This window comes from Allosphingosinicella sp. (genome assembly GCF_046295735.1).
Lineage (GTDB): Bacteria > Pseudomonadota > Alphaproteobacteria > Sphingomonadales > Sphingomonadaceae > Allosphingosinicella.
The window spans coordinates 20870-46288 of the sequence record NZ_JBKBMQ010000011.1 but is presented as its reverse complement, the minus strand read 5'-3'; the positions used below and the strand labels follow the sequence as shown (position 1 = coordinate 46288).

Annotated in this window: 27 protein-coding genes; 16 read left to right on the top strand and 11 right to left on the bottom strand. The window is 69.8% G+C overall.

Translation table 11 applies throughout. The features are described 5' to 3' along the window. The first annotated feature begins 7 nt into the window (after window positions 1-7). Genes ACK4K7_RS11475 through ACK4K7_RS11440 form a run of 8 tightly spaced genes read left to right on the top strand, consistent with a single transcriptional unit; the run spans window position 8 to window position 10190 of the window. Window positions 8-934, top strand: a complete 927-nt coding sequence (locus tag ACK4K7_RS11475; protein ID WP_431866133.1) for an exopolysaccharide biosynthesis protein — start codon at window positions 8-10, stop codon at window positions 932-934. Next, complete coding sequence (locus tag ACK4K7_RS11470; protein WP_431866131.1) at window positions 931-2577, top strand: hypothetical protein; 1647 nt, start codon at window positions 931-933, stop codon at window positions 2575-2577. The genes ACK4K7_RS11475 and ACK4K7_RS11470 overlap by 4 nt, the downstream gene beginning before the upstream one ends. A 23-nt stretch (window positions 2578-2600) precedes the next feature. Beyond that, window positions 2601-3662, top strand: a complete 1062-nt coding sequence (locus tag ACK4K7_RS11465; RefSeq protein ID WP_431866130.1) for an XrtA/PEP-CTERM system-associated ATPase — start codon at window positions 2601-2603, stop codon at window positions 3660-3662. Window positions 3663-3672: 10 nt separating this feature from the next. Next, window positions 3673-4518 (top strand): XrtA system polysaccharide deacetylase, encoded by an 846-nt coding sequence (locus tag ACK4K7_RS11460; RefSeq protein ID WP_431866129.1) that lies wholly within the window; start codon window positions 3673-3675, stop codon window positions 4516-4518. Next, entirely contained in the window at window positions 4515-5549 is a 1035-nt protein-coding gene (locus ACK4K7_RS11455) for a FemAB family XrtA/PEP-CTERM system-associated protein (protein ID WP_431866127.1), read from the top strand. Before ACK4K7_RS11460 ends, ACK4K7_RS11455 begins: the two co-directional genes overlap by 4 nt. After that, window positions 5546-6739: a TIGR03087 family PEP-CTERM/XrtA system glycosyltransferase gene (locus ACK4K7_RS11450; protein WP_431866253.1), complete on the top strand. Its 1194-nt coding sequence runs from the start codon at window positions 5546-5548 to the stop codon at window positions 6737-6739. The genes ACK4K7_RS11455 and ACK4K7_RS11450 overlap by 4 nt, the downstream gene beginning before the upstream one ends. Further along, the gene (xrtA, locus tag ACK4K7_RS11445) at window positions 6736-8268 is read left to right on the top strand and encodes an exosortase A (RefSeq protein WP_431866126.1); all 1533 of its coding nucleotides are present in this window, start codon (window positions 6736-6738) and stop codon (window positions 8266-8268) included. Before ACK4K7_RS11450 ends, xrtA begins: the two co-directional genes overlap by 4 nt. 2 nt (window positions 8269-8270) lie before the next feature. After that, window positions 8271-10190, top strand: coding sequence for an XrtA/PEP-CTERM system amidotransferase (locus ACK4K7_RS11440; RefSeq protein WP_431866124.1), 1920 nt, complete (start codon window positions 8271-8273; stop codon window positions 10188-10190). A 3-nt stretch (window positions 10191-10193) separates the two neighbouring features. Here the strand turns inward: ACK4K7_RS11440 and truA are convergent, their stop codons facing one another. Together truA and fmt are read right to left on the bottom strand one after the other, a co-directional pair. Then, complete coding sequence (truA, locus tag ACK4K7_RS11435; RefSeq protein WP_431866122.1) at window positions 10194-10934, bottom strand: tRNA pseudouridine(38-40) synthase TruA; 741 nt, start codon at window positions 10932-10934, stop codon at window positions 10194-10196. Continuing rightward, on the bottom strand, window positions 10931-11836 hold the full coding sequence (gene fmt, locus ACK4K7_RS11430) for a methionyl-tRNA formyltransferase (protein WP_431866121.1): 906 nt from the start codon (window positions 11834-11836) through the stop codon (window positions 10931-10933). The genes truA and fmt overlap by 4 nt, the downstream gene beginning before the upstream one ends. 65 nt (window positions 11837-11901) lie before the next feature. Here fmt and recR point away from each other — a divergent pair, with 65 nt between their 5' ends. Both recR and def read left to right on the top strand, forming a co-directional pair. Beyond that, complete coding sequence (gene recR, locus ACK4K7_RS11425) at window positions 11902-12498, top strand: recombination mediator RecR (RefSeq protein ID WP_431866120.1); 597 nt, start codon at window positions 11902-11904, stop codon at window positions 12496-12498. Window positions 12499-12542: 44 nt separating this feature from the next. Further along, the gene (def, locus tag ACK4K7_RS11420; protein WP_431866119.1) at window positions 12543-13085 is read left to right on the top strand and encodes a peptide deformylase; all 543 of its coding nucleotides are present in this window, start codon (window positions 12543-12545) and stop codon (window positions 13083-13085) included. A 16-nt stretch (window positions 13086-13101) separates the two neighbouring features. Here def and ACK4K7_RS11415 read toward each other — a convergent pair whose 3' ends face one another. Further along, window positions 13102-13542 (bottom strand): ion channel, encoded by a 441-nt coding sequence (locus ACK4K7_RS11415; RefSeq protein ID WP_431866118.1) that lies wholly within the window; start codon window positions 13540-13542, stop codon window positions 13102-13104. A 120-nt stretch (window positions 13543-13662) separates the two neighbouring features. On the opposite strand from ACK4K7_RS11415, the gene ACK4K7_RS11410 reads away from it, so the two are divergent. Continuing rightward, the gene (locus ACK4K7_RS11410) at window positions 13663-15183 is read left to right on the top strand and encodes a DNA recombination protein RmuC (protein ID WP_431866252.1); all 1521 of its coding nucleotides are present in this window, start codon (window positions 13663-13665) and stop codon (window positions 15181-15183) included. A 12-nt stretch (window positions 15184-15195) separates the two neighbouring features. On the opposite strand, the gene ACK4K7_RS11405 is transcribed toward ACK4K7_RS11410, so the two are convergent. The 7 genes from ACK4K7_RS11405 to ACK4K7_RS11375 all read right to left on the bottom strand — a co-directional run bounded on the left by ACK4K7_RS11405 (window position 15196) and on the right by ACK4K7_RS11375 (window position 20483). After that, complete coding sequence (locus ACK4K7_RS11405; RefSeq protein ID WP_431866116.1) at window positions 15196-15987, bottom strand: TrmH family RNA methyltransferase; 792 nt, start codon at window positions 15985-15987, stop codon at window positions 15196-15198. Between the two features lie 193 nt (window positions 15988-16180). After that, a complete protein-coding gene (locus tag ACK4K7_RS11400) occupies window positions 16181-16447 on the bottom strand; it encodes an HPr family phosphocarrier protein (protein WP_431866114.1) in 267 nt (88 codons plus the stop codon). 3 nt (window positions 16448-16450) lie between these two features. Continuing rightward, on the bottom strand, window positions 16451-16858 hold the full coding sequence (locus ACK4K7_RS11395; protein ID WP_431866113.1) for a PTS sugar transporter subunit IIA: 408 nt from the start codon (window positions 16856-16858) through the stop codon (window positions 16451-16453). Window positions 16859-16878: 20 nt separating this feature from the next. Then, window positions 16879-17799 (bottom strand): RNase adapter RapZ, encoded by a 921-nt coding sequence (gene rapZ / locus ACK4K7_RS11390; RefSeq protein WP_431866112.1) that lies wholly within the window; start codon window positions 17797-17799, stop codon window positions 16879-16881. Continuing rightward, window positions 17796-18239 carry an HPr kinase/phosphorylase gene (locus ACK4K7_RS11385; RefSeq protein ID WP_431866110.1) on the bottom strand — a complete coding sequence of 148 codons (444 nt, stop codon included), beginning with the start codon at window positions 18237-18239 and terminating at the stop codon, window positions 17796-17798. The genes rapZ and ACK4K7_RS11385 overlap by 4 nt, the downstream gene beginning before the upstream one ends. After that, a complete protein-coding gene (locus ACK4K7_RS11380) occupies window positions 18236-19789 on the bottom strand; it encodes an ATP-binding protein (RefSeq protein WP_431866109.1) in 1554 nt (517 codons plus the stop codon). Before ACK4K7_RS11380 ends, ACK4K7_RS11385 begins: the two co-directional genes overlap by 4 nt. Continuing rightward, the gene (locus ACK4K7_RS11375; protein ID WP_431866107.1) at window positions 19776-20483 is read right to left on the bottom strand and encodes a response regulator transcription factor; all 708 of its coding nucleotides are present in this window, start codon (window positions 20481-20483) and stop codon (window positions 19776-19778) included. Before ACK4K7_RS11375 ends, ACK4K7_RS11380 begins: the two co-directional genes overlap by 14 nt. Window positions 20484-20642: 159 nt before the next feature. On the opposite strand from ACK4K7_RS11375, the gene ACK4K7_RS11370 reads away from it, so the two are divergent. The 3 genes from ACK4K7_RS11370 (at window position 20643) to ACK4K7_RS11360 (ending at window position 23538) form a co-directional block, all read left to right on the top strand. After that, on the top strand, window positions 20643-22271 hold the full coding sequence (locus tag ACK4K7_RS11370) for a phosphoenolpyruvate carboxykinase (RefSeq protein ID WP_431866105.1): 1629 nt from the start codon (window positions 20643-20645) through the stop codon (window positions 22269-22271). 182 nt (window positions 22272-22453) lie between these two features. Then, window positions 22454-23335 carry a serine hydrolase gene (locus ACK4K7_RS11365; RefSeq protein WP_431866103.1) on the top strand — a complete coding sequence of 294 codons (882 nt, stop codon included), beginning with the start codon at window positions 22454-22456 and terminating at the stop codon, window positions 23333-23335. A gap of 53 nt (window positions 23336-23388) precedes the next feature. After that, complete coding sequence (locus ACK4K7_RS11360) at window positions 23389-23538, top strand: hypothetical protein (protein ID WP_431866102.1); 150 nt, start codon at window positions 23389-23391, stop codon at window positions 23536-23538. Between the two features lie 3 nt (window positions 23539-23541). Here ACK4K7_RS11360 and ACK4K7_RS11355 read toward each other — a convergent pair whose 3' ends face one another. After that, on the bottom strand, window positions 23542-23979 hold the full coding sequence (locus tag ACK4K7_RS11355) for an MAPEG family protein (protein ID WP_431866100.1): 438 nt from the start codon (window positions 23977-23979) through the stop codon (window positions 23542-23544). 117 nt (window positions 23980-24096) lie between these two features. Between ACK4K7_RS11355 and ACK4K7_RS11350 the strand changes: the two genes are divergently transcribed. Both ACK4K7_RS11350 and ACK4K7_RS11345 read left to right on the top strand, forming a co-directional pair. Then, on the top strand, window positions 24097-24876 hold the full coding sequence (locus tag ACK4K7_RS11350) for a polyphosphate kinase 2 family protein (RefSeq protein WP_431866098.1): 780 nt from the start codon (window positions 24097-24099) through the stop codon (window positions 24874-24876). Between the two features lie 126 nt (window positions 24877-25002). Next, a complete protein-coding gene (locus ACK4K7_RS11345) occupies window positions 25003-25416 on the top strand; it encodes a hypothetical protein (protein WP_431866096.1) in 414 nt (137 codons plus the stop codon). Window positions 25417-25419: the final 3 nt, after the last annotated feature.

Below are 25419 nucleotides of genomic sequence, written 5' to 3'. Positions count from 1 at the left end.
GGGAAAGATGAACAAGGAAAGCGCCATCCGCCAGCCGGCTTCGCTGCTCGAACGGGCCGCCGAAATCTACGATTTCAGCGCCGCCTTGCGCGCGGCCGCGCCGGCTGCCGAGCCGAGCGCCCAACCCGCGCCGGAACCGGCGCGGGCGCCGCAGGCCGCCGAACGGCCCCGGCCGGAGCCCGCTTTCCGCCGCGCGCGTCCGGCAGGGCCGGTCCAGCCGGTCGACCGCGCCGCCCTCGCGGAGGCCGGCTTCATCCTGCCCGACGCGCCGGTGACCGGCCTTGCCGAGGAATATCGGATCGTGAAGCGCGAGCTGCTCGCCGCTCTGGCGCGGACCGACCTTCCCGAGGAGCGACGCCGCGCGGTGATGGTCTGCTCGGCCAATCCGGACGAGGGCAAGACCTTCTCGGCGCTGAACCTCGCTTTGTCGCTGGCCGGCGAGAAGGACGTCGAGGTGCTGCTCGTCGACGGCGACTTCAACAAGCCGGAATTGCTCTCCATCCTCGGCCTCGAAGGCGAGACGGGGCTGGTCGACGCGCTGGCCGACCCGGCGTTGGATCCCGAGCGGGCGGTGATCCGCACCGACATTCCGGGACTGTCGGTCCTGCCGGCCGGTCGCGCCGCCAACAACGTTCCCGAGCTGCTCGGATCGGCGCGCACCCGCGAGGTGCTGGGGCGGCTCGCCGCGGCCGATCCGCGCCGCATCCTCCTGTTCGATTCGCCGCCCACCCTGATGGCCTCGCCGGCCTCGGTGCTCGCCGCCCATGTCGGCCAGGTCGTGCTCGTCGTCCGCGCCGACCGCACGGTCGAGGCCGATCTGCGCGAGGCGGTGCGCCTCCTTTCCGCCTGTCCGAACCTCAGCCTGCTCCTGAACGGCGCGGGCTTCGCCGCCACCGGGCGGCGGTTCGGATCCTATTACGGATATGGCCAATGACCAGGCTTCGCCTTGCCGCCCGGGCGCTCGCCGCCTTCGGGATCGCCGTCGCGCTGACCGGCGCGGCTCCGCCGCCGCCGCCGCCCTCCGGCGTCGCGGCCGATGCCGGCCCGCCGGTCGCCGCCCCGCGCGGGGTCCCGCTACGTCCGCGGGCGGAGATCACGCCCTATCTGGAGGTGAACCAGGTGGTGAGCGCCGCGCTCGGCGACGGCGGCGACGTGGTCACCTATACGGCGCTCGCCGCCGGCGTCGACGGGCGGATGCAGACCCGCCGGGTCACCGTGCAGGCCAGCTACCGCTACGAGCGCCGGATCGAATGGAGCGGCGATCTGCCGCAGAGCGATGCGCACAGCGGCATCGTCATGGCCGCGGTCGAAGCGGTGCCGAACGCGCTCAACCTCGAGGCGGGGGCGATGGCCACCCGCTCCGGCGTCGACGGCCGCTCGGTGCTGACGCCGCGCGATCCCGCCGTCACCGTCTACAGCGTCTATGGCGGGCCGACCCTGTCGACCCATGCCGGCCCGGTCGCGGTCAACGCCAGCTACAAGCTCGGCTATGTCACGATCGACGATGCGAGCCTTGCCGGCATCGATTATGGCGATTCGGTCGCGCACAGCGCCTCGGCCAGCGTCGGCATGGCGCCGGGCGAGCTACCGGTCGGCTGGACCGTCGCGGCGGGCTATGCGCGCGAGGAATCGGGCGAGCTCGAAAATCGGTTCGAGGGCAAATATGCCCGGGCGGACGTGGTCGTGCCCGTCGGCCCCACGCTCGCCGTAACCGGTGGCGTCGGCTATGAAGAAATCCAATCTTCGCAACTGGATGTGGTGAGAACTTCAGGTGGTGTCCCGGTCGTCACTCCCGGCGGTCGCCTGATCCCGGACCCGACCGCGCCGCGGCTTCTGGCCTATGAGCAGTCCGGCATCATCTGGGACGTGGGCGTCATCTGGCGGCCGAGCCCCCGCACCGAACTGCAGGCCCGCGGCGGCCGCCGCTATGGCGGCACCACCGTCACCGGATCGCTGCAGCACCAGTTCGTGAACGGCGACGGCCTCGGCATTCGCGTCTATGACGGCGTCGACACGTTCGGCCGACTTCTAATCAGTGATCTCAGTGGTTTGCAGGGCGGCTTTGACGTCAATCGTGATCCGTTCAGCGGCGCGATCGGCGGCTGCGTCTTCGGCGAGGATCCGGGCACCGGCGTCTGCTTCGACCAGGCGCTGCAGCGGATCAGCGGCGCCACCTTCCGCAACCGCGGCGGCACGATCATCTATTCGGGCGAGCGCGGGCCCTGGACCTTCGGCGTCGGCGCGGGCTTCTCCCACCGCCGTTACTTCCGCCCGGTCAGCGGCAATTTCGCCACCGCGGGTCCCCGCACCGACCGCAGCTTCAGCCTGAACGGCGGCATCGACCGCGCGCTCGGCCGCAGCGCCTCGGCCGGCGTGGACGTGTTCGCGAGCTGGTACGACAGCGACATCGGCGCCGTCGACGGCATCTTCGCCACCGGCATCACCGGCAACTACTACCGCGCCTTCCTGCTGGAGCGGCTGCAGATGCGGGCGGCGCTCGGCCTCTACCACAGCGATGCGGGCACCATCGACAGCACGGTCGCCTCCGGCCTGCTCGGCCTTCGCTACAGCTTCTGACCGGGGGGTTGGAGAGACACGACATGTACACCGATCATTACGGACTTTCGGCCCAGCCTTTCCAACTCACGCCGGACGCGCGCTTCTGGTTCGGCAGCCGCACCCACAAGAAGGCGATGGCCTATCTCGGCTACGGCCTCGCCCAGGGCGAGGGCTTCATCGTCGTGACCGGTGAGGTCGGCGCGGGCAAATCGACACTGGTCGCCCATCTGATGGGGACAATCGATCGCGCCCGGCTCAACGCCATCCATATCGTCTCGACCCAGGTCGAAGGGGACGACATGCTCCGCCTCGCGGCGCAGGGCCTCGGCCTCCCGGTCGCCTGCGTCGAGAAGGCGCGGCTGCTCGACCTTGTCGAACAAAGGCTGGAAGAGGAGTTCCGGGCCGGCAAGCGCACGCTGCTGATCGTCGACGAGGCCCAGAACCTGCCGGTCTCCGCGCTCGAGGAGCTGCGGATGCTGTCCAACTTCCAGATCGGCGGCCGCGCATTGCTCCAGATCTTCCTGCTCGGCCAGCCCGAATTCCGGGAGAAGCTGAACGGCGCCGAGCGGCTCGAGCAGCTGCGCCAGCGGGTGATCGCCAGCCATCATCTCGGGCCGATGGACGCCGACGAACTCGAAGCCTATCTGCGCCACCGGCTGGAGCTGGTCGGATGGAACGGCCGCCCGGCGTTCGACGCGGACTCCTTCGCCGCCATCCACCGCCACACCGACGGCATTCCGCGCCGCATCAACCAGCTCGCCAACCGGCTGATGCTGCAGGCGGCCGTGGACGGATCGGATCGCATTTCCGCCGCCTCGGTCGAGGCCGCCGTCGCCGACATGAGCGCCGACCAGCCCGAGCCGCGCCGCGCGCGTTCGGAGCGGGTGCTGCCCTTTCGCTTCCAGCCGCGCGCCGAGCCGGTGGCGCCGCAGGCCGACGCCCAGTTCCAGCCGCAGCCGGTCGATCCCGCCTGGGAGCGCCAGGTCGCCGAGCTCGAGACGCGGCTCGCCGAGCAGGAGCAGGCGCTGCGCCGCGTCCTGATGCTGATGATCGACTGGGTGGAGAATGGCGAGCGGCAGCCCGGCGCCCGCACCGCGGCCTGAGCGCGCCGCGATGCTGAACGCCCTCTCCGTGGACGTCGAGGAATGGTTCCAGGTCGGCGCCTTCGAGACGGTGATCGCGCGCGATGCCTGGGACGGCTTCGCGCCCCGGGTCGAGCGCTGCTGCGACAAGGTGCTTGCCCTGTTCGACCGTGCGGGGGTCAAGGCGACCTTCTTCACCCTGGGCTGGGTGGCGTCGCGTCACCCGGAGCTGGTGCGGCGGATCGCGGCCGAGGGCCATGAACTTGCCAGCCACGGCTGGGACCATCGCCGCGTCTTCACCCTGAACCGGGAAAGCTTCCGCGCCGATCTCGCCCGCGCCCGCGCGGCGATCGAGGACGCGGCCGGATGCGCCGTCACGGGCTATCGGGCGCCGAGCTTCTCGATCGACGCACGCACGCCCTGGGCGCATGAGGTGCTGGCGGAGGAGGGCTATGCCTATTCCTCCAGCGTCGCGCCGGTCGCGCACGACCATTATGGCTGGCGAGAGGCGCCGCGCTTCGCCTTCCGGCCCGTCGCCGGCGCCGATCTGATCGAGCTGCCGGTGACCACGGTGGAACTGGGCGGCCGCCGCATGGCCGCGGGCGGCGGCGGCTTCTTTCGCCTGCTTCCCTATCTTTTCTCGGACTGGGCGATCGGCAGGGTGAACCGCGTCGAGGCGCGGCCCGCCATCTTCTATTTCCACCCGTGGGAGATCGATCCGGACCAGCCGCGGCTGGCCGCGGCGCCGCTCAAGTCGCGGCTGCGGCATTATACCAATTTGTCCGCCATGGAGCCCAAGCTCCTGAAAATACTCGCGGCCCACCGCTGGGGGCGGACCGACCTGGTGGTCGAGGCGGAGCGGGAACGGCTGCAATGAACGCGCCCGCGCCGATCCCGCTGCTGATCCGCGCCGCGGCTCCCGCCGACGAGGCGCGGATCGAAGCCTTTCTCGCCGATCATCCGGAGGCGACGCCGTTCCACCGTCCGGCCTGGAGCCGGGCGGTCGAAAGCGCGACCGGCCACCGCAGCCATTATCTGGTCGCCGATCAGGGCGGCGCCATCGTCGGCCTGCTGCCGCTCAGCGAGATCCGCTCGCGGCTGTTCGGGGCGGCCCTGGTCTCGGCCGGTTTCGCCGTAGAAGGTGGCATCCTCGCGCTGGGCGAGGCCGCCGCGGCCGCGCTTGCCGGAGAAGCGGAGCGGCTCGCGGATCGGGTCGGCTGTCCGGGCATCGAACTGCGCGGTGGACCCGTTCCCGACGGCTGGCGCGCCGTCTCCGGAAGCCATGCCGGCTTCGTGCGCGACCTGCCCGGTGACGAAGAGACGATCCTGAAGGCGATTCCGCGCAAGCAGCGCGCCGAGGTGCGGCGGGCGATGGGCTTCGGCCTCACCGCCGACATCGATGCCGACACGGCCACCCACCATCGCGTCTATGCCGAAAGCGTGCGCAATCTCGGCACGCCGGTTTTCCCGGCCGCCTTGTTCCGGGCGGTGCTGGAGGAATTCGGAACCGATGCGGACATCCTCACGGTGCGGCGGGACGGGGAGGCGCTGGCCTCCGTGCTCAGTCTCTACTTCAAGAATTGCGTCTATCCCTATTGGGGCGGCGGGACTTTCGCCGCACGGGCGGCACGCGCGAACGAGCTCATGTATTTCGCGCTGATGCGTCATGCCGCCGCGCGGGGCTGCACCCGCTTCGACTTCGGCCGGTCGAAGACGGGCTCGGGCGCCTTCGCCTACAAGAAGAATTGGGGCTTCGAGCCGCGGCCGCTCGTCTACGCCCATTGGGGCGCGGCGCGGGAGACCAGCCCGCTGTCGCCGCGCTACCGCCTGCAGATCGCGCTCTGGAAGAAGCTGCCGCTGCCCGTCGCCAACCGCCTCGGGCCGCTCATCGCGCGGGGGCTCGGCTGATGGCTGAGATCCTGTTCGTCGCCCATCGCATTCCCTATCCCCCGGACCGGGGCGACAAGATCCGGTCCTGGCACATGCTGCGCCATCTGGCGCAGCTCGGCACCGTGCACCTCGCCTGCTTCGCCGACGACGCCGCGGACGCGGCGCATCTGCCGGCGCTGCGCGAGGCGCTCGGGGGTCGGCTCGGCGAGGCGCTGGTCGAGGTGCGGGCAGGCGGCCAGGCGGCGGCGGGCGCGCGCGCCCTGATCGCGGGCAAGCCGGTTTCGCTCACCGCCTTCGGCAGCCGCCGGCTCGGCGACTTCGTCGCGCGCCTCGCGGCGCGCTCCGACGCGCTGTTCGTCTTCTCCGGCCAGATGGCCCAATATGTGCCGCCCGGCGCACGCTTCGTGATGGACTTCGTCGACGTCGATTCGGCCAAGTTCGAAGCCTATGCCGAAGACGGTTCGCTGCCGATGCGCTGGGTGAACCGGCGGGAGGCGGTGCGCCTCGCGGATTTCGAGCGCGCGGTCGCCGCCCGCGCCGCCGCCTGCCTGTTCGTCAGCGAGGCCGAAGCGGCCTTGTTCCGCGCCCGCAGCGGGGCCGCGAACGTGCATGCCGTCTCGAACGGCATCGATCTCGATTTCTTCCGCCCCGGCGTCGCCGAACCGGCGGAGGCGGGGGAGGGGCCGCTCGCCGTCTTCACCGGCCAGATGGACTATCGGCCCAACGTCGATGCCGCCTGCTGGTTCGCGTCCGAAGTCCTGCCGCGCGTCCCCGGCCTGCGTTTCGCGATCGTCGGCCGCAATCCCGCGCCGGAACTCCGCGCCCTGGCGTCCGACCGGGTGATCGTCACCGGCGAGGTGGCCGATGTGCGCGGCTGGCTCGCCCGCGCCGATTTCGTCGCCGCGCCGCTCCGCATCGCCCGCGGCATCCAGAACAAGGTGCTGGAGGCGATGGCGATGGGCCGCCCGGTCGTCGCCACCCCGGCCGCCTTCGAAGGGATCGAAGCTGAACCCGGCCGCGACCTCCTCGTCGCCGCCACCGCCGGGGAGCAAGCGCGGGCGATCGCGGCGCTGCTCGCCGATCTCGCCGGCGCGGACGCTCTCGGCGCCGCCGCCCGCGCGCGGATGGAGGACGGCTATCGCTGGGACCGGCGGCTGGCGCCGCTCGGGCCCCTCGTCCTGCCAGGCCTCGGAAAGGCGGCGGCATGACGGCGATGCTCCCGATCCGGACCGGGGAAGCGGCGGCGGCGCCGGCCGGCTCGCCCTGGCGGCGCCATCTCCAGGCGCTCGGCCTCGCCTGGGCGGCGATCCTGCTCCTGTTCCACCGCGATGCCGCCCATATGGCGGACATCTGGTGGAACGCCTCCACCTACAATCACTGCCTGCTCATCCCGCCGATCATCTTCTGGCTGGTCTGGCAGCGGCGCGAAGGGCTGGCGCACCTCACGCCCGCGCCTTGGGCGCCGGGGCTTCTGCTGGTCGGGGCGGGGGCGTTCGGCTGGCTGCTGGGCGATGCCGGCGGCGTGGCGCTCGCCCGCCATGCCGGGCTGGTCCTGATGCTGCAGGGCGCGGTGATCGCCTGCCTCGGCCAGGCAGCGGCGCGCGCGCTCGCCTTTCCGATCTTCTACGCCCTGTTCCTGATCCCGGCGGGCGAGGAGATCGTGCCGCTGATGCAGCATGTCACCGCTCACATCTGCATGTTCCTGCTCGGCCTCGCCGGCATACCCGCGCATCTCGAGGGCATCTTCATTTCGACGCCCGACGGCTATTTCGAAGTCGCGGAGGCCTGTGCCGGGGTCAAGTTCCTGATCGCGATGATCGCCTACGGGGCGCTGGTCGCCAATGTCTGCTTCCATTCCTGGAAGCGTCGCGCGGCCTTCATGATCGCCTCGGCGGTGATCCCGATCCTCGCCAACGGCGTGCGCGCCTTCGGCACCGTCTATGTCGCCCATCTCACCTCGGTCGAGTTCGCGGTCGGGTTCGACCATGTCGTCTATGGCGGCATCTTCTTCGGGATCGTGATCGCCCTGATGATGGCGGCCGGCTGGCCCTTCTTCGATCGCAAGGTGTCCGATCCCTGGTTCGATCCGGCGGCGCTGCCGCATCGTCCGCGCGGCCGGCTGCGCCCGGTGACGGCGGCGCTGCTCGCAATCGTCGCCTTTCCCCTGCTCTGGTCGGCGGGGATCGCCGCCGCGGGGGAACGGGCCGCGCCGGCCGAACTCGCGCTCCCCGACGTGCCGGGCTGGGAACGGGTGCCGGGCGATCCCGGGCGGCCCTGGCAGCCCCGCTATGCCGGGGCCGATCTCGTCCGCATCGGCCACTATCGCGATTCGCAGGGACGCGAGGTCGATCTCGCCGTCGCCGTCTTCGCGCGGCAGGAGCGCGGCCGCGAAATGGTCGCCTACGGCCAGGGCGCCGCGCCGCCGGAAAGCGGCTGGGCCTGGATCTCGGGCGCCGCGCAACCGCCCGGCGGCCGGGCGGAACGGATCGGCTCGCACGGGACTGTACGCGAAGTCTTGACCTTCTACCGCGTCGGGCGGATTCTGACCGGCAGCGGGGTGGCAGTGAAGCTTGAAACGATGAAGACGCGCCTGTTCGGCGGGCCGCAGCGCGCGGTCGCGGTCCTGGTCTCGGCGGAAGCGCCGGGGACGGGGCTGAGCGCGCGGCCGGCGATCGACTCCTTCGTCGCTGCATTGGGGCCGGTGGACGCGCTCGCCGACCGCGCCGCGGGCCTCTAGCCATGTGCGGCATCGCCGGCATCTTCCACCCGGACGTTCCGAAGCCGGTCGATCCGGGCCGCGTCCGCGCGATGGCCGACGCGCTCGCCCATCGCGGGCCGGACGGCAGCGGGGTCTGGACCGGGCCCGGTGTCGGCTTCGGCCACCGCCGCCTGTCGATCATCGATCTGGAAGGCGGGGCGCAGCCGATGCGCTCGGCCGACGGGCGGCTGACCATCGCCTTCAACGGCGAGATCTACAATTTCCGCGAAGTCAGGCTGGAGCTCGAAACGAAGGGCCATTCCTTCGCGACGGCCAGCGACACCGAGGTCATTCTGGCGGCCTGGGCGCAGTGGGGCGCGGAATGCCTCCCGCGGCTGAACGGCATGTTCACCTTCGCGATACACGACGCGGCCGACGATTCGCTGTTCCTCGCCCGCGACCGGCTGGGCGTGAAGCCGCTGTTCCTCGCGCGCCTCTCCGACGGCGCGCTGATCTTCGCTTCCGAGCTGAAGGGCCTGCTCGCTCATCCGCGCCTCCGCCGGACCTTGAGCGCGCAGGCGATCGAGGATTTCCTCGCCTGGGGCTATGTCCCCGACGACGCCTCGATCATCGAGGGAGTGACCAAGCTTCCGGCCGGCCACAGCCTCCACGTCCGCCGCGGCCGCGCCGTGCCGCGGCCGGTGGCTTATTGGGACGTCGATTTCACCAATCCCTCCTCCCGGCCGCTGAAGGCTCTGGAGGAGGAGATGGTGGAGCGGCTGCGCGCGGCGGTGCGGTCGCGGATGGTGGCCGACGTGCCGCTCGGCGCCTTCCTCTCGGGCGGCGTCGACAGCTCGGCGGTGGTCGCCTTCATGGCGGAGGGCAGCCGCCGCGCCGTCGAGACCTGTTCGATCGGCTTCGACGCCGCCGATCATGACGAGACCCGCCATGCCGCGCTGGTGGCGGAACGGTTCGCGACCGCGCACCGGGTGCGCACCGTTTCGTCCGACGATTTCCGGCTGATCGACACTTTGGTCGACGCCTTCGACGAGCCGTTCGCGGATGCCTCCGCCATCGGCACATACCGGGTGTGCGAACTGGCGCGGGAGAAGGTGAAAGTCGCATTGTCCGGCGACGGCGCGGACGAGGCGTTCGCCGGCTATCGCCGGCATCGCATGTGGCTGGCCGAGGAACGCGCGCGCGCATTCGTGCCCGGCCCGCTGCGCCGCGCGATCGGCGGGTTTGGCGACCTATATCCCAAGCTCGACTGGGCGCCGCGCATGTTCCGCGCCAAGACGACGCTTCAGGCGATCGGCCGCCCGGGCGCCGAAGCCTATGCCGGCGCCGTCGGCGTGACGCCGGAGCCTCTGCGCCGCCGCATCTTCCGCGCCCCCCTCCACGGCCATCGCGCGGAGGACCGCTGGGTCGCGGCGATGGAGGGCGCCCCGGCCGCCGATCCGCTCGGCCGCGCCCAATATGCCGATCTCAAGATCTGGCTGCCGGGCGACATCCTCACCAAGGTCGACCGTGCGTCGATGGCGGTCAGTCTCGAGGCGCGCGAGCCCTTGCTCGACCACCGTCTCGTCGAATTCGCCGCCCGGTTGCCGGCCAGATACAGGCTGCACGGCGGCACCGGCAAATATCTGATGAAGCGCGCGCTCGAACCCTATTTGCCGCGCGACATCCTCTACCGGCGCAAGATGGGCTTCGTGACGCCCGTGTCGGACTGGTTCCGCGGCCCGCTCGCCGCCGAGGCCGCGGCCCCCGGCCACGGCTCCGCGCTGGCGGAAACGGGTTGGTTCGACGCCGCCGCCATCGCCCGCCTGGCCGAAGACCATCGCCGCGGACGGGCGGAGCATGGCCGCACCCTGTGGCAGCTGCTGATGCTGGAGCGCAGCCTCGCCCGGTTGTTCAATCTCGGCCGCCGCGACGAGCGCGAGGTGCGGGCGGCGATCGCCTGAGCCTCACTCGTAATAAGCCGCGACGAAATAGAGGCCGTCGGGCGGCGCGTTGAAGCCGAGCGCAGCCCGGTCGCGCGCCTCGAGCGCCGCCTTCAGGTCCTTCTTCGTCCATTTGCCGCGGCCGACCAGCTCCAGGCAGCCGACCATCGAGCGCACCTGGTGGTGGAGGAAGGAGCGCGCCACCGCCTCCACCTCGATCACTTCGCCGAAGCGCCGCACCGTCAGCCGGTCGAGCGTCTTGATGGGGCTTTCCGCCTGGCAGTGGACGGAGCGGAAGGTGGTGAAATCGTGGCGGCCGACCAGCACCTGCGCCGCCCGGTTCATGTCGTCCGCATAGAGCACCACCGGCACCCGCCACGCCTTGCCGGCGTCGAGCGCGAGCGGCGCGCGGCGGTTGACGATCCGGTAGAGATAGGACCGGCGGGTGCAGCTGAAGCGGGCGTGGAAATCCTCGTCCACTTCCTCGGCGGCGAGGATCGAGACCGGCAGCGGCCGCAGCTTGGCGTTGGTGCCGTCGGCGAGGCGGAAGGCGGTGATCGGCTTGGCGATGTCGACATGGGCGGTCATCGCCAGCGCGTGGACGCCGGCGTCGGTCCGGCCGGCGGCGTGGAGCGTCACCTTTTCATGGGTGATCGCCGCGATCGCCTCCTCGATCGCCTGCTGGACGGACGGGCCGTGGGCCTGGCGCTGCCAGCCCATGAACGGTCGCCCGTCATATTCAACGGTCAGGCGGAAACGGGTCACCCGAGCATCGCTCCCTTCGGGATGGCGAAGCCGCGCAGCAGCTCGTCGGGCCGCATCGGCGCCCGGCCCGCGCGCTGGACGATCCGCGGGGCGATGGCGCCCTGGTCGCAGGCGATGCGCAGCGCTTCGTCCAGCACCTCGCCGGGCGCGCCGCTGCCGCCGACCGCTTCGGCCGCAAGCAGCTTGATCCGCTCGCCGCCGAACAGGAAGAAGGCACCCGGCGCGGGGTTGAAGGCGCGCACCTGCCGCTCGACCTCGACGGCCGGGCGAGTGAAATCGAGCCGCGCCTCCTGCTTGTCGATCTTGTGCGCATAAGTGACGCCGGCGTCGGGCTGCGGCTCCGGCACGATCCGGTCGATCCGGTCGAGGACGTCCGCCATCAGCGCGCCGCCGATCGCCGCCAGCTCGGCGGTAAGCTCGCCCGCGGTTTTGCCGTCGACCGGAGTGGCGCGCCGGGCGTAGACCGGCCCGATGTCGAGCCCCTTTTCCATGCCCATGATGCACACGCCCGTCTCGGCGTCGCCGGCGAGGATCGCCCGCTGCACCGGCGCCGCGCCCCGCCAGCGCGGCAGCAGCGATCCGTGGACGTTGAGGCATCCGTGCCGCGGCGCCGCGAGGATCGGTTCGGGGAGGATCAGGCCGTAGGCGGCCACCACCGCCACATCGAGGCGGAGCGCCGCAAAGCGCGCCTGCTCCTCCGGATCGCGCAGCGAGGCCGGCGTCAAGACGGCAATGCCCGCCGCTTCCGCCCGGCGCTGCACGGGGGAGGGGGACAGCGCCTTGCCGCGCCCGGCGCGCCGCGGCGGCTGTGCGTAGACGGCGGCGATGTCGTGGCCCGCCGCGATCAAAGCGTCGAGCGTCGGCACGGCGAAATCCGGGGTTCCCATGAAGGCGATGCGCATGGCGCGGATGTAACCGCCCGCCGCCGCCATTGCGAGGCCCGGCTGCAGCGGCTAGCTCGGCAGCCATGGCTTCTTCGGAAATCGACGCGCTCGCCCAGGCGCTGGCCCGCCTCCCGGGTCTCGGCCCGCGCTCGGCGCGGCGCGCGGTGCTGCATCTCATGAAGAAGCGGGAAACCGCGCTCGTGCCGCTGCTGCGCGCACTGGAGGTCGTGGCGGAGCGGCTGTCCACCTGCTCGATCTGCGGCAATGTCGACACGCGCGATCCCTGCACCATCTGCGCCGATCCGCGCCGCGATCCGAAGCTGCTCTGCGTCGTCGAGGAGGTGTCGGACCTCTGGGCGCTCGACCGATCGCGCCTGTTCCCCGGCGCCTTTCACGTGCTCGGCGGCCGGCTGTCGGCGCTGGAGGGCGTGCGGCCGGAGGATCTTTCGATCGACCGGCTGGTCGCCCGAATCGCGGCGGGCGGCATCGACGAGGTGGTGCTGGCGATGAACGCGACGCTGGAGGGGCAGACCACCGCCCACTATCTCGCCGAGCGGCTGGAAGGCTTCCCGATCCGCCTCACCCAGCTCGCCCACGGCCTCCCCGTCGGCGGCGAACTCGACTATCTCGACGAAGGCACGCTGGCCCAGGCCCTCCGCGCCCGGCGGCCGGTGGCATGAGCTTCGTTCTTGACGCTCACCGCCCGCGCTCCTAGCTCGCGGCCATGGGCCTGCTTCCGATCATCGAAATCCCCGATCCGATCCTGCGTACGCAGTCCGAGCCGGTGGAGCGGGTCGACCGCGAGCTCGGCCGGCTGATCTCGGACATGTTCGACACCATGTATGCCGCGCCCGGCATCGGCCTTGCGGCCGTGCAGGTGGCGGTGCCGCGCCGCCTGCTGGTGATCGACCTGCAGGAGCCGGAGGAGGAAGGCGGCGAGGCGGTGAAGCGGCCGCACGTCTTCATCAACCCGGAAATTCTCCACGCATCGGACGCCCGCAAGACCTACAATGAAGGCTGCCTGTCGATCCCGGAGCAATATGCCGAGGTGGAGCGTCCGGACGTCGTCCGCATCCGCTGGACCGACGCGGACGGCGCGGTCCGGGAAGGCGAGTTCGACGGCCTGATGTCGGTATGCCTTCAGCATGAGATCGACCATCTGAACGGCGTGCTCTTCATCGATCATCTCTCGCGCCTGAAGCGCGACATGGTCGTGCGCAAGGTGATGAAGGCACGCCGCGAGCGCGAGAAGGCCGCCATCCTCTGACCCCCGCGGCCGGGTTTCAGCGCCGCAGCTTCGTCATCTTCTGGACGAGGAAGGCGGTCGACCAGCCGAGCATCAGGAAGCCGATCACCCCCTGAATGGCGCCGACCAGCCGCCAGTTGGGCGGGAAGAACTCGTCGGTATAGCCGAGCGTCGCATAGACCGAGGTCGAGAAGAACAGCGCCTCCTCCACTTTCTCGAACGCGCCGATCAACAGATAGAAACCGGCGAACAGCGCGATCTCGATCGCGTGCAGCGCGAACAGCGCCAGCGCCACCATCGTCATGATGCCGAGCGCGCCGGTCCCGAACTCCGTTTCCTCCAGCCGTTCGTCGCGAAGCCCCAAGGCGCGCGAAATGCCCATCAGCCCCAGCCCGTGGATCAGCACGCTCGCCACCAGCAGCAGCGCGGAGGCGCCGAGCTGGAAGCCCAGGGCGATCGTTTCGACCTCGTCGTTCATCGTTCCGCCGTGGCAACGGACCGCGCAACGTCCTGTTCCGCTTGAGCATTGTCGCGCGCTGTTCTAAGTTCGCTGTTCGTTCTGTTCCGGGGGTGAAGCGACATGGATGCGACAGTGACGATGCTGACGGGGCTGATCGCGGTGCTGGCCGCCGTCCTGCTCGGCTGGTGGCTGGGCGGCCGCGGCGCCGCTGGACTGAAGGCGGAACTTGTCGCCGCGCGCGAGGAGCGGGACGCCGCCAAGGCGGATGCCGACGCCTGGCGCGGGCGGTTCAACGAGGCGGCGGTGAACCTCGCCGCCGAGGCCGAGAAAGTGAGGCGCATCCCCGAGCTGGAGGCGCAGCTCGCCACCGAGCGCACCGCCGCCACCGCCGCCCGGTCGGAGGCGGACAGTCTGCGCCCGGTGGCCGAACGCGCCGCCGCCCAGGAGGCCGAGCTCGCGCGGCTGCGTACCGACAAGGAGGCGCTCGCCAAGGCCAAGGCCGCGTTCGAGCGCGGCGAGGAGGAACGGCAGCGCGCCCACGACGCGCAGCTCAAGCAGCTCACCGAACTCGAAGCCAAGGTCGAGGCGCGCTTCGCCGAGCTGGCGTCGAAGGCGGTGGACGGCGCCCATGACAAGCTGCTGAAGCAGGCGGCCGAGCGGTTCGGCCGGGCCCATGCCGAAAGCGAGGAGAAGCTGAAGGCGCTGCTCCAGCCGGTCGAGCACAGCCTGAAGCGCTACGACGAGAAGCTCGACCAGATCGAGAAGGCGCGCAATTCCTCTTATGGCGAGCTGCAGGCGGCGGTGAAGCTGCTGCACGACGGCCATTCCCAGGTCCGCGACGAGACCCGCAATCTCGTCAATGCGTTGCGGTCCAGCCCGAAGGCGCGCGGCCGCTGGGGCGAGCAGAGCCTGAAGAACGTGCTGGAGCAAGCGGGCCTTTCGCCCTTCGCCGATTTCCAGACCGAAGTGTCGGTGGATACGGAGGACGGCCGGCTGCGCCCCGACGTGATCGTCCGCCTTCCGGGCGGCCGCAAGCTGATCATCGACGCCAAATGCTCGCTCAACGCCTTTCTCGACGCCAACGACGCGGCGGACGAGGAGACGCGTCGGCTGCACCTCAAGGCGCATGCCGGCTCGATCCGCAACCATGCGCAGCAGCTCGGCTCCAAGAATTACTGGGACCGGTTCGGCGATGCCGCCGACTATGTCGTCATGTACATACCGGGCGAGCATTTCCTGACGGCCGCGTTGGAACAGGATGACGGGCTCTGGGCTTGGGCGTTCGAGCGGCGGGTGCTGCTCGCCACCCCGACCAATCTCGTCGCCATCGCCCGCACGGTGGCGAGCGTCTGGCGGCAGGAGAAGCTGGCGGAAGAGGCGGCGGAGATCGCCCGGCTCGGCAAGGAGCTTCACTCCCGTCTCGCCACGATGGGCGGCCATGTCGCCAAGCTCGGCCGCAACCTGGAACTGGCGAACGGCGCCTACAACGCCTTTGTCGGCAGTCTCGAAAGCCAGGTGATGACCCAGGCCAAGAGGTTCGAGGCGCTGGAAGTGTCCTCAGGAGGCAAGGAGATCGAGCCGCTGCCGATGATCGAATCGGCGCCGCGTCCGCTCACCAAACTGACGGTGGTGGAGATCGCCGACCCGGCCGCCGAATAGGCCCCCGCCGCGTCAGCGCCGCCACTGGTTGACGATCTCATAGGCCATGACGGCGGTCGCGACCGCGGCGTTGAGGCTGTCCGCCTTGCCGAGCATCGGGATCTTCACCAAAGTGTCGCAGGCGACCTCATAGGCTTCGGGCAGGCCCGCTTGCTCGTTGCCGACCAGGAGGAAAGCGGGCTTGCCGTAACGCGGCTGCTGATAATCGAGGCTGGCCTTGAGGCTGGTGCCGATCAGCTCCCCGGGTCCCGCCCGCAGCCATGTCAGGAACGCGTCCCAGGACGCGGCGGCGATGCGCTGGGTGAACAGCGCGCCCATCGACGCGCGCACCGCTTCCACCGAGAAGGGATCGGCGCAGTCGTCGACCAGGATGAGCCCGCCCGCGCCGACCGCGTCGCCGGTGCGCAGGATGGTGCCGATATTGCCGGGATCCCGCAGCGCCTGCGCGACGATCCACAGGCCCGCTTCGTCGCGGTCGACACGCTCAAGGCTGGTGTCGAACGCCGCATAGACGCCGAGCACGGTCTGCGGATTGTCCTTTCCGCTCAGCTTGTGGAGGATGTCGGCATTGGTCTCGATCACGTCGCCGCCGGCCGCTTCCGTCTCGGCGATCAGCGCGTCGAGCAGCGGGTGGCGCGCGCCGGCGAAGAACAGGATGCGCGGCAGGCAGCCGGCCTCGCGCGCTTCGGTGAGGATGCGAAGCCCTTCGGCGACGAACAGCCCCTCGCGCCGCCGGTTCTTCTTGTCGCGCAAGCCCCGCACCTGCTTCACCAGCGGGTTCGAAAAAGCGGTGATCTGCCTCATGCGGGGAGGGGGAGGGTCAGAAGGAAAGCACAGGCGGTCTCCCCCCTCCGTTCGGCCTGAGCCTGTCGAAGGCCGCCCCTTCTCTCTTCTCCCGCCTCACCGAGAAAGAAAGGAGCGGCCTTCGACAAGCTCAGGCCGAACGGCTGAGGAGCATCTCCGGAGTTCGACGGGGAGCAGGACCCACGCACCGCCCTCACTCCTCGTGAAAACGGGCTTCGACCAGTTCGGCCAGCGCGGCGACCGCCTGCTCGGCGCCGTCGCCGACAGCCCGGATGGTGATGGTGTCGCCCTTGGCGGCGCCCAGCATCATCAGCCCCATGATCGAGGTGCCGCACACCGCCTGCCCGTCCTTCTCTACCTCAACCACGGCGGATTGCTGGGCGGCGAGGGTGACGAACTTCGCACTCGCCCGGGCATGGAGGCCGCGCTTGTTGGTGACGTCGACGCTCCGGCTCGCCATCGTTCAGGCCGCGGTCTCGCCCAGGATCTCGGACGCGACCGAGATGTATTTGCGGCCCGCCTCTCGCGCCGCCGCGACCGCCGCCTTCACGTCCATCGTCTTGCGCGCGCCCTCGAGCCGGATCAGCATGGGCAGGTTAACGCCCGCGATCACTTCGATATCCTCGGATTTCATCAGCGATATGGCGAGGTTGGACGGCGTGCCCCCGAACAGGTCGGTGAGGATGATGACGCCCTTGCCCGCGTCGGCGCGCGCGATCGCTTCGGAAATGTCGTTGCGGCGGGCTTCCATATCGTCCTCGGGGCCGATGCAGATCGCCTCGATCCGCTCCTGCGGTCCCACCACATGCTCCATCGCCACGATGAATTCGAGCGCGAGCCGCCCATGGGTAACGAGCACCAGACCGATCATTGAAGCAACATCCCGAAAGCTTAAGTCCCAGCCCCCTGAGCGCGCTCGACCGCGTCGCGCGGCGGCGAGGCGAGGTCGCGATGCTCGACCGTGGGCGAAAAACCCGCGCCGCGCAACCTGGCCGCGATTCGTTCCGCGACATGGACCGAGCGGTGTCTCCCCCCGGTACAGCCGAACGCGACGGAAACATAGGATTTTCCCTCCGCCTCGTAGCGGGGGAGGAGGGCGATCAGAAGCTCCTCGATGCGGGTCAGCGCGTCCTCATAGGCCGGATCGGTGGCGATATGGTCGCACACCGCCTGGTCGAGCCCGGTCTGCTCGCGCAGCCCCTCCACCCAATGCGGGTTCTTGAGGAAGCGCATGTCGAACACATTGTCGGCGTTGCGGGGCAGGCCGCGGGCGAAGCCGAAGGACAGGATCGAGAGAGTGGGGACGCTGCCCGGCCCGGCGAAGCGCCGGCGGATCTGCTGCTGGAGGGCGGGCGGGTCGGTGTCGGTGGTGTCGATCACATGATCGGACCAGCGGCGCAGCGGCGCCATCAGCTCGCGCTCCGCCGCGATCCCGTCGGTGGCGGGCCGGTCGGGCGCCAGCGGGTGGCGGCGCCGCGTCTCCGAATAGCGGCGCAGCAGCTCGGTCCCCGCGCAGTCGAGGAACAGCGTCTCGATCGGATGGCCGTGCTCGAAGGCCAGCTTCTTGATCTGGCCGACGATATGCTGCGCGTCGAAGTCGCGGGTGCGGCTGTCGATGCCCGCGGCGAGCGGGCGGTCGCCGGCGGCGTTGGCGGACGGCGGGGTCGACAGCAGATGGTGAAGAAGGCTGAGCGGCAGATTGTCGACCACTTCCCAGCCGATATCCTCCAGCGTGCGCAGCGCGGTCGACTTGCCGGCGCCGGACAGGCCGGTGACGAGCAGGATCCGTTTGGGGGCGGGGCGCTGGTTCACGTGCGGGTGCGGGTTCCGAATAAGGCCAGCGCCTGCTCTACCTTGATCGGCGCCGAGGGCTCAAGGCCGGCCAGGCCGATGACGGGCAGGGGGACCCCGGCGATCGTCCGCCGCTCGTCGGCTTCGGGCAATCGCTCCGGCATGCGGTCGAGGTCGATCAGCAGCGCCACGGGCGCGTCGCTCGTGAAGGGCAAGGTGAGAAGGCCGATCCCGCGCAGCTCGATCCGGCCGGCGATGGTCGCGGGCGGGGATGCCAGCAGCCGGCCCTCCACCCGCCGCACCAAGGTGTAATCGTCGCTGACCAGCGCCGCGCCGCGGTCGATGAGCCGCATCGCGAGGTCCGATTTGCCGCTGCCCGACCGGCCGGCGAGCAGCACCGCCCGTCCGCCGATCGCGACGCAGGAGGCATGGATGGTCTCGGAGGAAAGCGGCACCTTCATGTTCCAAAAGCTCCCTGAAAGCGGACGACGAAGCGGGCGCCGGGACGGCCGTCATGCCGGTCCTCGACATGGATGCGGCCGTCATGGGCGTCGACGATCGCCTCGGCGATGGCGAGACCGAGCCCGGAATGGCGCCCGAAATCCGAATCCGGCCGGACGGAGTGGAAACGGCTGAAGATGGCGTCGCGCGCGTCCGGCGGGACGCCCGGCCCCTCGTCCTCGACGCTGAGCTCCACCTCTTCGCCGATCGAGGTTGCGCCGATTTCGACCAGGCCGCCCGGCGGCGAGAAGGAGAGGGCGTTGTCCACCAGATTGTCGATCAACCGTGCCAGCCTCGCCTCCTCGCCCAGGATCACCGCCGTGCCGACCCGCGGCCGGGCGAAGGCGATGCGCACGCCCGCCTCGCGACCCTCCCAAAGGCCCAGCAGCGATTCGATCAGGGCACCCAGGTCCACCGGCTCGAAACGTGTGCGCGACAGTTCCGCGTCGAGCCGGGAAATCTCGGCGATGTCGACCACCAGTCGGTCGAGACGGGCGACGTCGTCGCGCACCACGTCGAGCAGCCTCCGGCGCAGCTCCGGATCCTCGATCCGGTCGAGGCTGTCGACCGCGGAGCGGAGCGAGGCGAGCGGGTTCTTGAGCTCGTGAGTCACGTCGGCGGCAAACGCCTCGGTCGCGTCGATGCGGCGGCGGAGCGCCTCCGTCATGTCGTGGAGCGCGCGGGCAAGCAGGCCGATCTCGTCGCGCCGCTCGGGGATCAGCGGCACGTTTACTTCCCGCGCCCGCCCGAGCCGCACCCGGTGTGCCGCGATGGCGAGCCGGCGCAGCGGATTGGCGATGGTGCGCGCCAGGAAGCGCGACAGCAGCACCGACAGCAGGATGGTGACGAACAGGATGATGGCGAGCGTCAGCCGCTCGTCGCGCACCACTTGGCGGATGTCCCGCGCGTTGACGGTGAGGAGGAGGACGCCATTGTCCTCGTTGGCGATCCGCGCCGCCGCCGAGATGAAGGCGGTGCCTTCCGGCGCCCGCCGCAGCATCGTCACGATCTCGCCGTCGCGCAGCGCCGCCTGCGCCTCGGGCCAGGCCAGCAGGCGGTCGTCGGCGGGCGGGGTGAAGGGCGGCGGCTCGCGGGCGCCGACCAGCGTGTCGACGATCGTGTCGAGCGCCCGCGCGGCGGTGTGGCGGAACGGCTCCGTCGCCGGATCGCGCAGCTCGTAGGTCGCGGGCGCGCCGTCCCAGCTGTCGTGCCTTTTCTCCCCGTCCGCGCCGTAGACGCGCAGCCGCTCGCCCGAATCCTGCCCGAGACGGACCAGCAGCGACTGGCGCGCGTCGCGCGGCGCCACCGCCAGCACGTTGGAGATCATCCGCACTTCGGTCACCGCCCGCTCGATCCGGGCCTGCGTCAGCCGCGCGCGAAAGCTGTCCAGATAGAAGAGGCTGCCGGCGAGGATCGCGAGCGCGAAGATGTTGACCGCGAGGATGCGCTGGCGGAGCGACAGCCGGCGCGACCAGCCGAGCCGCAGCTCGCGATCCTCATTCCTCGGCAAAGCGGTACCCGACGCCGTAGAGCGTCTCGATCGCCTTGAAGCCGCCGTCGACGGCCCGGAACTTGCGGCGCATGCGCTTGATGTGGCTGTCGATCGTCCGGTCGTCGACATAGATGTCGTCCTGATAGGCGACGTCCATCAGCTGGTTGCGCGATTTGACGACGCCCGGGCGATGGGCGAGCGCCTCCAGGATCATGAATTCGGTGACGGTGAGCGTCACGTCGCGGCCGTCCCAGGTCACGCGGTGGCGGGCGGGGTCGAGCGACAGTCGCCCGCGCTCGATCCGCACCGGCTCCTCCGCCTGCGTCTCCTCCTCCGGCATGGCGCGCATCTCGGTGCGCCGCAGCACCGCGCGGATGCGCGCGATCAGCAGCCGCTGGGAGAAAGGCTTGGCGATATAGTCGTCCGCGCCCATCGCGAGGCCGAGCGCCTCGTCGAGCTCGTCGTCCTTGGAGGTGAGGAAGATGACGGGCACCGCGCTCTTCTCGCGCAGCCGTCGGAGCAGCTCCATCCCGTCCATCCGCGGCATCTTGATGTCGAGCACGGCCAGGTCGGGCGGATTGTCGATGAGCGCCTTCAGCGCCGCCTCGCCGTCCGAATAGACGCGGGTGGTGAAGCCTTCCGACTGGAGCGCGATCGACACCGACGTCAGGATGTTGCGATCGTCGTCGACCAGCGCGACCGTTACCGACATGATCCTCCGCCCCGCTGTTCGCCAGCCCCCCGCAATAATGAAGCGGGCGGCTGAGCACCACCCTTTGACGAATTCCGGCCGCTTCGATATGCGGACGCCACTTCGAAGAAGGCGCGCCTTTCCGGCGGCGCCTCTTTTGCACGTTAAGGGAGACAGGTCGTGGCCAGCCGAGTGCCCGCTTTCACGCTTTCCGATCAGGGCATCGAGACGCCCGCCGACATCCACTGGAATCTCGAGACCGCCGCTCTGGTCGAGCAGGCGGTGAGCCGGGGCGAGGGCCTGCTCGCCAAGGACGGCCCCTTGGTCGTCGAGACCGGCCGCCACACCGGCCGCTCCGCCAAGGACAAGTTCACCGTCCGCGATGCCGAGACCGAAGACACGATCTGGTGGGACAACAACAAGGCGATGGCGCCCGAGCATTTCGCGGCGCTGAAGGCCGATTTCCTCGCCGAGCTCGCGAAGAAGGACACGCTCTACGTCGCCGACCTGTTCGGCGGCTCCCAGCCCGAGCATCGGGTGCGGGTGCGTGTCATCAACGAGCTCGCCTGGCACAATCTTTTCATCCGCACCCTGCTGGTGCGCCCCGAGGCGGCCGACCTGCCCGGCTTCTCCCCCGAATTCACCATCATCGACCTGCCCAGCTTCCGCGCCGATCCCGCGCGCCACGGCTGCCGCTCCGAAACGGTGATCGCCGTCAATCTCAGCGAACGGATGATCCTGATCGGCGGCACCAAATATGCCGGCGAGATGAAGAAGTCGGTGTTCGGCGTGCTCAACTATCTGCTGCCCGCCAAGGGCGTGATGCCGATGCACTGCTCCGCCAATATGGGGCCGGCCGGCGACACCGCCGTCTTCTTCGGCCTGTCGGGCACCGGCAAGACCACTTTGTCGGCCGATGCCAGCCGCACCCTCATCGGCGACGACGAGCATGGCTGGTCGGACACCGCGGTCTTCAATTTCGAAGGCGGCTGCTATGCCAAGATGATCCGCCTCTCGGCCGAGGCCGAGCCCGAAATCTACGCCACCACCCGCCGCTTCGGCACCGTGCTCGAGAACGTCGTGATCGATCCGGTCACCCGCTCGCTCGACCTCGACGACAATTCGAAGGCGGAAAACACCCGCGGCGCCTATCCGATCGACTTCATCCCCAATTCCTCGGAAGAGAATATGGGGCCGCCGCCGCGCAACATCATCTTCCTCACCGCCGACGCCTTCGGCGTGCTCCCGCCGATCGCCAAGCTGACGCCCGAGCAGGCGATGTACCATTTCCTGTCCGGCTACACCGCCAAGGTCGCCGGCACCGAAATCGGCGTCACCGAGCCGGAGGCGACCTTCTCGACCTGCTTCGGCGCGCCGTTCATGCCGCGCCACCCGTCGGTCTACGGCAACCTCCTCAAGGAGCGGATCGCCAAGGGCGGCGTCTCCTGCTGGCTGGTGAACACCGGCTGGACGGGCGGCAAGTACGGGGTCGGCAGCCGCATGCCGATCAAGGCGACCCGCGCCCTCCTCAACGCCGCATTGGACGGCAGCCTCAACGACGCCGAGTTCCGCAAGGACCCCTGGTTCGGCTTCGAAGTGCCGGTCAGCGTGCCGGGCGTCGACCCCGCCATCCTCAACCCGCGCGACACCTGGGCGGACAAGGCGGATTACGACGCCACCGCCGAGAAGCTGGTCGGCCTGTTCGTCGACAATTTCGCGAAGTTCATCGACCATGTCGATGCGGGCGTGCGCGAAGCGGCTCCCAACGCCGCCCAGGACGCACGCGAGCCGGTCGTCACCGCGGCCTGACCGCACTTGCCGGTATGGGGTGCCGGGGCCGCGGACCGTCCGCCGCTCCGGCGCCCCAGCCTCTTTCGCGGCAGGCGCTGCGGCAATTCGTCCGATTTCCCTGTGATTTCATCGCCTGACCCTCGCCGCGAGGGTCCGGGTGAAACATCATGCCTCCCGAACTGTCGCGGGGAGTGCGTGGAATGCGTTTGATCGGGTTTGTCGCCGGGCTTCTGGCCTTCACCGCTCAACCGGCTCTGGCGAGCGATCCCGCCAAGTTCCAGCAGCTCGAGCAGCGCCTCGCCGCCACCGCCATCGAAAATCCGGGCGAATATGGCTTTGCCGCGCTCGATCTCGCCACGGGGCGTATGGTGAGCTTCAACGGCAACGAGCCCTTCCCGATGGCGAGCACGATGAAGATCGCGGTCGCCGCCGCCTATCTCGCCGAGGTCGATGCCGGGCGGCGCTCGCTCTACGAAACGGCCGGCGGCACGACCGCGCTCACCTTGATGGACCGGATGATGGTGCGCAGCGACAACCGCGCGACCGATCAGCTCATCGCCATGCTCGGCGGGCCGCAGGCGGTGGATCGCTGGCTGCGCGCCAACGGCCTCAGCGGCATCCGGGTGGATCGCAACATCGCCCAGCTGCTGAGCGCCCGCCGGGACCTGTGGGACGTACGGGATTCGAGCACGCCCGTCGCAATGCTCGAACTGCTGCGACTCGTCGACGGCGACCGAGCCTTGTCGCCCGGCAGCCGCGACCTGCTGCTCGACATGATGCGCCGCTGCGCGACGGGGGCCAACCGCATCCGCGGGCTTATGCCGCGCGAGGCCGGCGTGGAGAACAAGACCGGCACTCTGAACCGCTATACCAGCGACGTCGGCTATCTCACCCTTCCCGACGGTCGCCGCATCGCCGTCGCCTTTTTCGGCCGCGGCGGAGACAATCGGCACGGCGTGATCGCGACCGCGGCGCGGGCGATCTACGACGCGTTCGGCGCCGCGGACGCCGCGCGGCTGCAGACCTCGTCGCTCGGTCCCCTCCCGGCCGCGGCCTTCGCGGAAGCGGGCTCCGCGGATTGACCCGCCTCCGTCACAGGTGTATTGCCCTATCAATACACTGAAGGAGACGGATCATGCTCGACAATCCGGTTGCGAAGCGCACGGCCATCGCGGCGGCGATCGGCGCGGTGGTGGCGATCCCTGTTCCGTTCGTCGGTCCGCTGCTCGGCGCCCTGGTCGGCGGGGGTTACGGTTATCTCAGCTCGCGCGACCGGAAGAAATAAGCTTCACCAGCGCGCCAGCACCTCGACGATCGCGCTTCCGGTCATTCCGATCAGCGCCAGCGAGGCGAGCAGGAACAGCAGGAAGCGGTAGCGGATGATGTTGACCGTGCCCTGCACGATCGAGTGGGCGACCCGGAAGACGACATAGGCCCAGGCGAGCGCCTCGTTCAGCCCGCCGCCCGCGCCCATCAGCGCCAGCGCGAGGCAGATGGCGTAGAACAGCGTCGGCTGCTCCATCAGGTGGATGTAGTTGTGCGCCTTCCACTGCACCTCTTCGTCCAGCACGCCGTCCAGCACGCCGGGACGTCCGCCGCGCGCGGTCTTGAGATCGATGCCCTTGCGCTTCATCGCCGGAAGCCGCGTCGCGACCATCCAGAACATGACGACGATCGACCAGGCGACCAGCGCCACCACCGGCGCGAGAATGGGACTATAGTCCATGCACACCTCCCCCGAAGCGATGGCGGAGAGTGGTCGATTGTTACGGGTCTGTAAAGTGGCTGGGGCGCAGCCGCGAAAGGCGTGGCGCCGCCCGCGGCGTTCGGGCTAGGTTCGGCCATGGTCCTGTCTCTTTCCGACTATGAAGCCGGTGGCGCTTATGGCGAAGCTTATGCCGCCGACCTCGCCGGACTGCAGGAGTGGATCTCGCGCCTGCTCGTCTCGCTCCACGTTCACCGGAAACGCGCGATCCTGGTGTTCGAAGGTTGGGACGCGGCGGGGAAGGGCGGGGCGATCCAGCGGCTCACCGCCAAATGCGACCCGCGGGTCTACAAGGTTTGGCCGATCTCCGCGCCCACGGCGGAGGAAAAGGCGCACCACTATCTGTGGCGTTTCTGGCAGCGCCTGCCGAAGAGGGGAGAGGCGGCGATCTTCGACCGAAGCTGGTACGGCCGCGTGCTGGTGGAGCGGGTCGAGGGCTTCGCTTCCGAGACCGAGTGGCGCCGCGCATTCGACGAGATCAACCGCTTCGAGGCGCAGCAGGCCGCGGACGGCGCGATCCTCGTGAAGCTCTTCTTCCACGTTACCGCGGAGGAGCAGGCCGACCGATTCGCCGCGCGGCTCGCCCATCCCTGGAAGCGCTGGAAGATCAGCGCGGAGGATTTCCGCAACCGCGACCGCCGTGCGGACTATCTCGCGGCGCTCGCCGACATGTTCGACCGCACCGACACGCCCGCCGCTCCCTGGACGGTGATCGACGGCAACGACAAGAAATCGGCGCGGATCGCCGCCTTGCGGAGCGTCGCGGAGGCGCTGGAACCGGCCTTGCCGGCAGATCCGCCGCCGATCGCGCCCGAAAGCGAAGCGGCGGCGCGTGCGTTTCTGGCCGGGAGAAGCTGATTTTCCGTCCCGTATTAGTACAGGCGGGACAGGTTGCGGGCGGCCGCGCCTTGTCGATGCGCGAAAAAGAAACGAATCGTCTCCGTTTCGGTTAACCATGAACCTTCCAACGTGGGAGACTGACTCATGCGCCTGTCCGCACTCCCGGCCGCAGCGGCCGCGCTCGCTTTTCTCGGCCTCTCCGGCTGCGCCTATGACGGTTACGGCTACGATCCGGGCTATGGGCCCGCCGGCGCCTATGGCGACTATCGCTACGACGGGCATGACTGGCGCGGCGGCCCGCGCGAGCGCTTTGCCGGCCCGCTGCATGGGCCGGGTCTCGGCGTGCTCGATCCCTGGCTGCGCGACACGCGGGAAGGCAATGACGTGGTGACGCTCGGCTTCTCCGAGGCGGCCCAGGGCTTCGTCAGCCCGGAGGTCGCGCACCGGGCGAACATCTGGTTCCGCCGCTATGCCGACACCAACCGCGATCTGCGGCTGACGGACGCGGAGATCCGGGTGGCGTTGGTGCAGGCGGCGCGGGACCATGACCGGCGCTGACGG